This window comes from Anaerolineae bacterium, assembly GCA_025062375.1.
Lineage (GTDB): Bacteria > Chloroflexota > Anaerolineae > SpSt-600 > SpSt-600 > SpSt-600.
Map to the genome: position 1 here is coordinate 1 of JANXAG010000055.1, position 9,266 is coordinate 9,266.

Below are 9,266 nucleotides of genomic sequence, written 5' to 3' on the forward strand. Positions count from 1 at the left end.
CTGGCCGGACTGGCGGATTGGTGGGGACAGTGGCGCGAATCACGGAGGAATTGACCCGTGGAACGAATCCTTGACGTGGGATGTGGAAAAGCCAAACAGCCAGGAGCAATCGGCCTGGATATCAATCCTCTTTCTGATGCCGATGTGATCGCCGATTTGAATCATTGCCCCTGGCCTTTCGCTAGCAATAGTTTTGACCGCATCCTTTGTCGCCATATTGTAGAGCACGTGGCGGACTTGGTGGGGTTTATGGAAGAAATCCATCGCGTGGCTCGGCCGGGGGCTTTGGTGGAAATCATCACTCCCCACTTTTCCAACCGATACAGTTTCACCGATCCGACCCACCTGCGTCATTTGGGCTGGCACTCGTTTGATTACTTCGCCGGTGGAAAAACGGTTTCCCGCCCGAACTTGCTTCAAAGGTGGCTGGAAACCCAGCATCCCATCCCAGGCTTTTACACTGCAGCCCGTTTCCGAATTAGAAACCGCTATCTCTATTTCTCCCGCCCATACCGCTGGGCAGGGATCGGATGGATAGCGAACCGTTTCCCAGATTTTTATGAACTGTATTTGGCTTTCATTTTCCCAGCCCGGGACCTCTATGTAACTCTGGAGGTCGTTAAATAAATGCGGGTGGCGGTGGTTGGACGCACCTATGCTCTGGAGATCAATCGGGCCAAATGGAACTACCTTCCTGATGAAGTGAGCCTGTTCCTCTTAACTCCAGAGAAGATTCGTCACACTCTGAAGGTCTATCCCGCTGAGCTCTCTGCCCGCTGGCCTCACTTTCTTATAAAGGCCTGGGGCACGAACCGACTTTCCGGTTTCGCTTTTCATCCCCTGAAACTGTGGTCCCTTTTGCATTCTCTAAAGCCAGACCTTATTCAGGTGGATGAAGAGCCTTCATCGCTGGCTTTGCTGGAAGTTATGTGGCTCAAGCCCCGGATAAAGTGTCCGGTGCTCTTTTTCACCTGGGAGAATCTTCCCATCCAGTATCGCTGGCCTTTCTCCGCAATCCGCCGCTTCAATCTGCGCCGGGCCGATGGGGCGATAGCGGGAACCCGAGAAGCCAGCCAGCGGTTGCGCGAGGCCGGCTTTTCGGGGCCGATAGCGGTGATTCCGCAACTGGGCGTGGATCCGGAACGCTTCTTCCCTCACCGCAACGATTCCTTTCGTCGGAAACTGGGCCTGGATACCTTCACGATCGGCTACCTTGGCCGTCTGATTCCGGAGAAGGGCCTTTGGGTGTTGTTGGATGCGTTATCATCTTTAAAGGGAGATTGGCGATGCCTTCTGGTAGGCGAAGGCCCGATTCGGGAGGAATGGCTGCATCAGGCCCAGAGGCGAGGCATCGGAGAGCGAGTTTTCTGGATCCCCACCGTCCCTCATACAGAAGTGCCCGAATACCTCAACGCAATGGACGTGCTGGTGCTTCCCTCACAGACCACTGCCCGCTGGAAGGAACAATTTGGGCATGTGCTAATTGAGGCGATGGCCTGTGGAGTGCCCGTTATTGGTTCCGATTCCGGAGCTATCCCGGAAGTGATCGGAGACGCCGGACTGATTGTGCCCGAAGGGGACTCTCTCGCTCTCGCCCAAGCCATAGATTTCTTGCGGTCGTCCGCACTCCAGAGGGCGATTTTGGGCCGGAAAGGCCGAGAGCGGGTGCTGGCCCTTTATACCAATGAGCGAATTTGCTACCAGACCTTCCGTTTCTGGCAGGAAGTGTTGGATGCGCGTGCATCTCTTTGCCGATAGTCCTTGGGAAAACTGGCCCAGTATGGACCGCTATGCCCGGTCCCTGTTCAGAGCCTTGAAGGAGGTGGCTCCTGGGGTAGACTTCCGCCTGTTGGTGCCACCGGATCCACCTTCTGGCCTGCGCGGGCGGTTTTTCGTCCTGTGGCGAATGCTGGCCTATCCCCTGTGGGCCCGCCGTTATTCGGTGGCGGATGTGTATCACATCCTGGACCACTCCTACGGCCATCTCCTCTTCGCGCTGGACGGAAGCCGCACAATCGTGACGGTTCACGACATCGCTCCTCTTTTCTTTCCCGGCCGTCGCTGGGGATTGAGCCAGATAGCATGGGAGACCGCTTGGAAAGGCTGTCGGCAGGCGAGATGGCTGGTGGCAGTTTCAGAATTTACCAGGCGGGAGTTAATGGCGCGCATCAATGGAAGCCCTGATAAAATTATAACCATCTACAATGGAGTAGAGGCTCATTTTCGTCCGCTATCTGAAGGCGAAAGGGCTCTTTGGCGAGAAAAGTGGAAACTTGGCAATAGGAAGCTCATTCTCCATGTGGGCCACTGCCAGCCCCGCAAAAACCTGGAAGGACTGCTGGCAGCTTTGGCTCTATTAGCCAATAGGAAAACGGACTTTCTGTTTATCCAAACGGGGGGGGCTTTCTCACCCGCTCAGCAAAGGCTCATAGATGGCCTGGGCTTGAAAGACAGGGTTTTTCAGATAAAGCGGATATCCGAGGAAGAATTGATCGGTCTGTACAATTCAGCCGATGTGGTGGTTCTACCGTCCCTGTATGAGGGCTTTGGCCTTCCGGCCCTGGAGGCTATGGCCTGCGGCACGCCGGTGGTGGCTTCCAGCGTTGCTTCCCTTCCAGAAGTTGTGGGAGATGCAGGCCTTTTGGTGGACCCCCGGGATCCTCAGGCCATTGCCGACGCTATTGACCGCGTGCTTTCGGACCCGGCGCTGGCTGAAGAATTGCGCCGGCGAGGGCTGGAACGGGCCAAAGGTTTTACCTGGGAGAAAACGGCAAGGGAGGCAATGGCTGTTTACCTGCGAATCTTGGAGGGAAACCTGTGAGTAAAGTTCCGGTCTGGATGCGCTTATTGCGCCTGTATTCGTTGCATGCTCCCTTTCAACGAGGCACTTATCGGATTGCCCTCTGGCTTTACCACTACCTGCGGGTTCCTGATGTAGAAGTTGAAACCACTCTGGACCGAACCTTGTATGTAACTCTTCGTCTGCCGATTTGGGTGGATTACAACATCTATTGCCTGGGCCTTTATGAAGCACCTCTGGCCCGCTTCTTTATCCGCTCCCTCCGCCCTGATGCCTGGGTGCTGGATATAGGAGCATACATTGGTCAGTATACTTTGCTGGCCGCTAAATACGCACTGTATGGGCAAGTCATCGCTTTTGAGCCTCATCCCGAATCTTTCGCTCGCCTTCAGGCCCACGTGGCCCGCAACCATCTGAGCAACGTTCTTGCATTTCAGGAGGCTGTGGGTGAGGGAAAAGGAATGCTCCCCTTGGTTCTTTCGGGACAGGCCTCCGATAGCGCCTTGTGTCCGCAGAGCCAGGCTGGTATGCGCAGTGCGGATGCTATTGAGGTCAAAGTCACAAGCCTGGATGAGTTCGTCCAGGAACAGGGATTGCCCAGAGTTGACCTGGTGAAGATAGATGTTGAAGGCGCAGAAGGAAAAGTCCTGAGGGGCGCAGAGCGTATCCTGAAGGAGTTTTGTCCCCTTCTGATTGTGGAGATAGACCGCTCGCGAGAAGCCGTTTGGGGGGATTGTCCGGAATCCATCGTGGCCATGCTGGAAAAATATGGCTATGCCCTTTACATTTTGAAAGGCTGGCATATCCGACCGTTTTCTCGTCCTGTGGATTATGCCAACCTGATCGCTATTCCGCGCAGAGGGCTCTGAAATGGTTCAGCGTGTTCTCTCTGTTGTTCGGCATGTCCTTCCTCACGGGCTAAAACAGGCTCTGAAAGGGTGGGTGGTATTGAGGTTAATAGATGATCTCGTCTGGGAATTGCCCCCTCCCCTTTCGGGCCTCAAGATGAAAGGGCCCGGCGTTTTTGGCACTTACGTGGAAAAACCATACGAACCAGAAGCGTGCCAGATTCTGATGAGCCTGATTTGCCCGGGGTGGAAGTGCGTGGACGTTGGGGCCCACCTCGGGTATTTTACCCTGCTGTTGGCCCATCTGGTTGGAGACACAGGGCATGTCTTCGCCTTTGAGGCCTTGCCCGAGAATGCCCGCTGGCTGAGGGAGAACATCGCCCTTAACGGCTTCACCCTGCGGGTGACTGTAGAGAATGTAGCTGTCAGCGATGGAAAACAGCCCTTTGTGCGCTTGAACGCTCCCCTTTACTACACCAGCGAATGGAGCATCGTCAGGCCCAGTCCGATCCACCGCTCTATTGAGGCGCGGGCTATTTGCCTGGATGCTTACTTCGTCCAGGGCCCAGGGTTGGATTTCATCAAAATAGACATAGAGGGCGCAGAGTTTATGGCCCTTCAGGGAAGTCAGACAATCCTCCTTCGGGATCGTCCCTTTTTGCTGATAGAATTACATGGCGACGAAGGCCAAAGGGCTGCCCATTTCCTTTTAGAGATGGGTTATCGGATAGAAGACCTGAAGGGGCAGGTCTTTTCCGGTTCTCCTTTTCCCAGCCACATTTTTGCCCGACCGAAGGAGAAGTGAATGTGTTACATCGCGAGCCCTTATTGTTTACAGGATCGCTTCAACGACGGTCCGGTCGGCCTGGCTATGGACCCCTGGCGATCATTGACCCTAAACCAGGCGAACAAGTCTATCTTCAACAGGAGCTGGATCTCTGCCGTTTCAAGGAACTCCGATCGTTTATACCCACGTATTTCTGGTGGGAGGATTATGGCTGAACCAGTACTTTTCATCGATCATGCTCCCGCTTTAGGGGGAGCTGAAAAGATCCTGCTTTTGCTCCTCAAATATCTGGACCGAAACCGTTGGCAACCTCATCTGGCCTGCACTGGCGGTCCTCTGGCGGAAGAAGCCGCTCTGCTAAATGTCCCGGTCCACTGCCTGCCGATGCCACGCCTTCGCCGCTCCCTCCGTGCACCTTTAGATGGGCTTTCCACTGCCTGGCTCATCGCCCGCCTGGCCCGAAAGATCGGGGCAGCGTTGCTGGTCGCGACCACAATCCGGGCGGCTCTTTTCGGGGCTCTCGCCGCGTGCTTTTCCCGTATACCCTTCGTCTGGTATATGCACGACTTCTGGCTTTCCGAGTCTCGTCCCCGTCGCCTCTGGGCTGATCGCACAGGCAAATGGCTTTTTTGCACAATTGCTGTCCAGGTTATCGCCAACTCCCATGCTACAGCGGACCATCTGCCCTGTCGGAACAAGGTGACCGTTGTCCACAACGGCATTGAGGTTGATGAATATGACCCAACAATGAATGGAAGACCATTCCGGAGGAAATACGGTCTTCCCGAAGAAGGACTTGTGGTGGGCATGGTAGGCCGTCTTCGCCCCTGGAAAGGGCAGGATCGTTTCCTGCGGATAATGGCACGGATACGGAAAATGATGCCAGACGTGCGGGGGCTGGTAGTGGGAGGCACACCTTTCAAAGTGGACGACGACTACCCTCAGCAGCTTTATCGCTTGGCTGCTGAGTTAGGGTTAAGCCAGCACGTGATCTTTACCAGTCACCTGGACGACGTCCGACCGGCTCTGGCAGCAATGGATGTTTTTGTGCATCCAGGTGATCCTGAACCTTTTGGCCTGGTCAACATAGAAGCGATGGCCATGGGCAAACCGGTTGTCGCTTTCGCGCATGGCGCTCTTCCAGAAATCGTCGTCCATGAAAAGACGGGTTGGCTGGTCCCTCCGGGGGATGAAGAGGCGATGGCAAAAGCAATCCAGGCCCTCTTGCAGAACCCTCTCCAGCGGTCTGCCCTTGGTAGCGCTGGGCGGAAAAGAGTGCAAGAGCATTTTACAGCCCACAAAATGGTCAGCTATGTCCACCACATATTTGAGAGGGTCATCCGATGAACCTCTGCCTGGACCTTTCCCCCGTCGTTCATCAAAAAGCCGGGCTGGCCTCTTATGCCCGGGAACTGGCCATAAAACTGGTGGAGATGGAGACGGGCATTTCCTGGAGCGTGTTCCATTACGACCGTCACCCACCAGCTTCTTTACCTTCTCCGTTGAACATCCTGCCCCGCCGCGTTGTTCCCTGGGGCGCCTATCGCTGGCGTTCAACCGCAGCTTTATGTCACTTCCTGGGCCTGAATATGGACAGTCTATTCCGGGGAGTGGACCTTTTCCACGCCACCGAGCATCTATTGCCTCGCTTTTCCCGCATCAAAACCGTCTTTACTCTCCACGACCTTATTTTCCTTTTTCACCCTGAGACCCACAAGCCTATGAACCGCTGGTTTCTCACCCTGATGATGCCCCGCTTTCTGCGGGCGGCGGATGCGGTGATCACTGTTTCTGAGTGCACCAAAAAAGATGCAATGCGTTTCTATAACATCCCTGAAGAGAAGATTACGGTCATCTACGAAGGAGTAAGTCCCCGTTTCCACCCCGTCAGCTCTGAAATAGTGGGGGCTGTGCGGCTTAAGTATGGCCTTCCGGAGCGCTTTATCCTCTACGTTGGCACCATTGAACCCCGCAAGAATCTCATCGCTCTCCTTGAGGCCTTGCACTATCTCCTCACCACTTACCATCTTCAACTGGTCATCGTCGGCAAAAAGGGCTGGCTCTACGAGGGCTTCTTCCGCCGCCTGCGGGAACTGGGGCTGGAAGAGCGCGTCCATTTTACCGGCTATGTCCCTGACGAAGACCTTCCCGCCCTTTATAGCGCGGCCGACCTCTTTGTCTTTCCCTCTCTCTACGAGGGCTTTGGCCTGCCGGTGCTGGAAGCGATGGCCTGCGGGGTGCCTGTGATATGCTCCAACACCTCCAGCCTGCCCGAGGTGGCAGGAGATGCTGCGCTGCTGGTGGACCCCACAGATGTGCAGGCCCTGGCAAAAGCAATAGAGCGAGCCCTGACCGATGAGACCCTCCGGGCAATGTTGCGAGCCAAGGGGCTGGAACGAGCTCGAATGTTCACCTGGGAGAAAACTGCGCAGAAGACGCTGGAAGTGTACCGGCGGGTGCTGGGGAACTGCAGAACGATAACGCCATCGGGGAATTATGATAATTCGGCTGGAGGAAACCTGGCATCAGGTTTTGAAAGGGGTGGACTGATCAGTTGCTTTCGCGAACTATGTTTTCCCCGGAGTGGGCAATTCCAAGTTATCTTAATCCTTGATCGCTACTTTGCATCGGGTGAAGCATTATGATACCAGCCCGTAAGCCACAACTGCTAACCCTTTTAGTCTCTCTTAAGCGCAAACTGTGGAAAAGATGGGCATCAACGCTGGTGGTCCTTGCTTTTTTGACGGTAGAGATAGGCTGGGCTGCTGTTGTGGTAATGGCTAACAAGGGCACAGATTTTTATCTTTACTATCTGGCCGCGGAAGCGCTGAAACGAGGGCTGGATATTTATGGCCTGGATAACACCGCGTGGCAACAATTAGCAATTGAGGTAGGTGTGCCCCATTACGCCCCTCCGTATCGCTATCCACCCTTGATCGCCACTATGATTGAGCCCCTAACCCTTTTGCCACCGCGACACGCCTTTGCTGTGTGGTGTGGCGCAAACGCGCTTTTATTACTGGCTACAGCATTTTTGCTTTCGCGCTGGATCGCTGGCCAATGGGTAGCCCCATGGATATTTATCGGCCTGGCAGGGTATGTACCGGTGTTAACTACAGTCTACGCCGGGCAGGTGAACCTTTTTGTGTTTCTGTCGGTGGTTGCTTACCTTTTCGCTTTCACTCGGGGCCGCCTGGCTGGCGCTGGCCTGGCTTTGGCCACAGGAATTATGTTAAAGCCAATCCCGGCCCCTCTGGCTTTGCACGCTGCCTGGAAGTTTCAGGCCCGCATTGTCCTCTGGCTGTTCATCGGCCTTGTTCTTCTCGGGCTCATCACTATACCGTTTATCGGTCTGAAACCTATCAGACTTACGCTCGTCTCTTCCTCCCCCTCGCCAATCTGACACAGGCAGGGGAGCCTGTTGTATATCCACCCAACCAGGGATTAAGCGGCTTTTTCGGACGGTTGTTGACCCATCACGAGTTTGGGAGCGCCTTAACTCACAAACCGGCACTGGCAAAAACGCTGACGCTGAGCGTCTCTGCCGTTCTGGTTCTGGTTACCGCAGTGCTGTGCTGGCCGGGGAAGTTTTCCAAGGATTTATTTCTTCTGGAAGCGGGGCTTGTGATGGTTACCACCCACTTAATTGCACCCGTTAGCTGGTTCCATCATATGGCTCTGGCCTTCGTGGCCTTGCTCGTGGCCTGGCAATTCGCCTCTGGCTGGGAACGGGTGTTCATTCTTCTCGCTTATGCCCTGATGAATTTGCAGGGCCTGTTCTGGCACCAGTTGGTTGGGTATACTCTTTTGCTCTCCCTTGGAACTTATGGATTGCTGATTCTGTGGGGAGTACTGGCATGGCAGATTGTAAAGCGCGGGCGACAACTTCATCGAAGGGGAGAAAACGAAAAGGCGGCGCACCCCAGGGGATACGCCGCCTCAAAGCCGAAGCAGGCTCGCTATCGCTTTACCTGACCTATGGTCTATAGTTCTTCATCACCAGCGGGAGGTAAATCTGGAGCGGGTTCACAAACGTTAACGCCACACCTTCCACCCGCTGGCGGCTGATGGCACCACTGACACTAACCACGTTCTCCACCCAGCCCCGGCCACTGGAGGCCCGCACCTGGAAGGTCATGGTCACCGTTTCGCCACCGCTCACCCAGTCGGTCCACCGAGCTTCCCGGGCGATAATATCCAGGAAGAGGGTGCCCTTGGTGGCTCGCTGGGAGCCAGGCACAAACTCCACCATCGGGGGCAGCGGGTCACGGAGGGCAACATACTCAGGATAGGTGCCCAGGTTGCGGAGGGTAATGGTGTAGGTGAAAATGTCGCCTTCCCGGACCCACCCAGCGCTGGCAAATTTATCCACGCTAAGGAGCACATTCACCGTGGGCGTGATAATACGAACGGTAACCGGGATTTCCAAGGCGGTGGGTGCGAAGACTGGACCAATGTAGAGCAGGCCCTCCCAGGTAGTGCCGGGCACCGCCGTCTTGGTGAAGGATACGGTGAAGGTGACCGGCGTATTGGCATTGATAGTCCCGATGGGCACGCCGCTCACCACCAGGTCCGTGCCCTGGATCACCCGCAGGTCCAAGTTGAAGGTGCCGGGCGTGCCAGACCAGTTGTCCACGCAGACCAAGTAATAACCATCCGGCGGGCGTTTCACCCGCACCTGCTCCCAAGCCAGAGGCGTGGTGGAGGAAGCGCTCACCGGCCCGTAAAGGTAGAGATCGATATCGGCAATGTTCTCGCTCCAGGCAGTAGCTTCAATCAGCCCACCATTAGATACATAGAAGCTGTAAGACCAATCGCACACGTCCACCGC

10 protein-coding genes are annotated in these 9,266 nt (G+C 55.4%); 9 read left to right on the forward strand and 1 reads right to left on the reverse strand.

Annotated elements, in window-relative coordinates; translation table 11 throughout:
• Positions 1 to 57 precede the first annotated feature (57 nt).
• The 9 genes from NZ653_09650 to NZ653_09690 all read left to right on the forward strand — a co-directional run bounded on the left by NZ653_09650 (position 58) and on the right by NZ653_09690 (position 8,410).
• Entirely contained in the window at positions 58 to 627 is a 570-nt protein-coding gene (locus NZ653_09650; GenBank protein ID MCS7287384.1) for a class I SAM-dependent methyltransferase, read from the forward strand.
• Positions 628 to 1,758, forward strand: a complete 1,131-nt coding sequence (locus NZ653_09655; protein ID MCS7287385.1) for a glycosyltransferase — start codon at positions 628 to 630, stop codon at positions 1,756 to 1,758.
• Positions 1,733 to 2,821 carry a glycosyltransferase family 4 protein gene (locus NZ653_09660; protein ID MCS7287386.1) on the forward strand — a complete coding sequence of 363 codons (1,089 nt, stop codon included), beginning with the start codon at positions 1,733 to 1,735 and terminating at the stop codon, positions 2,819 to 2,821. The genes NZ653_09655 and NZ653_09660 overlap by 26 nt, the downstream gene beginning before the upstream one ends.
• On the forward strand, positions 2,818 to 3,669 hold the full coding sequence (locus tag NZ653_09665; protein MCS7287387.1) for an FkbM family methyltransferase: 852 nt from the start codon (positions 2,818 to 2,820) through the stop codon (positions 3,667 to 3,669). Before NZ653_09660 ends, NZ653_09665 begins: the two co-directional genes overlap by 4 nt.
• Before the next feature lies 1 nt (position 3,670).
• Entirely contained in the window at positions 3,671 to 4,453 is a 783-nt protein-coding gene (locus NZ653_09670) for an FkbM family methyltransferase (protein MCS7287388.1), read from the forward strand.
• Positions 4,454 to 4,642: 189 nt separating this feature from the next.
• A complete protein-coding gene (locus tag NZ653_09675) occupies positions 4,643 to 5,782 on the forward strand; it encodes a glycosyltransferase family 4 protein (GenBank protein MCS7287389.1) in 1,140 nt (379 codons plus the stop codon).
• Complete coding sequence (locus NZ653_09680) at positions 5,779 to 7,080, forward strand: glycosyltransferase family 4 protein (GenBank protein MCS7287390.1); 1,302 nt, start codon at positions 5,779 to 5,781, stop codon at positions 7,078 to 7,080. The genes NZ653_09675 and NZ653_09680 overlap by 4 nt, the downstream gene beginning before the upstream one ends.
• A gap of 80 nt (positions 7,081 to 7,160) precedes the next feature.
• Positions 7,161 to 7,838: a DUF2029 domain-containing protein gene (locus NZ653_09685; protein ID MCS7287391.1), complete on the forward strand. Its 678-nt coding sequence runs from the start codon at positions 7,161 to 7,163 to the stop codon at positions 7,836 to 7,838.
• Between the two features lie 224 nt (positions 7,839 to 8,062).
• Positions 8,063 to 8,410 carry a hypothetical protein gene (locus NZ653_09690; protein MCS7287392.1) on the forward strand — a complete coding sequence of 116 codons (348 nt, stop codon included), beginning with the start codon at positions 8,063 to 8,065 and terminating at the stop codon, positions 8,408 to 8,410.
• Position 8,411: 1 nt separating this feature from the next.
• Here the strand turns inward: NZ653_09690 and NZ653_09695 are convergent.
• On the reverse strand, positions 8,412 to 9,266 hold an 855-nt coding region (locus tag NZ653_09695; GenBank protein MCS7287393.1), incomplete at its 5' end, for a DUF11 domain-containing protein.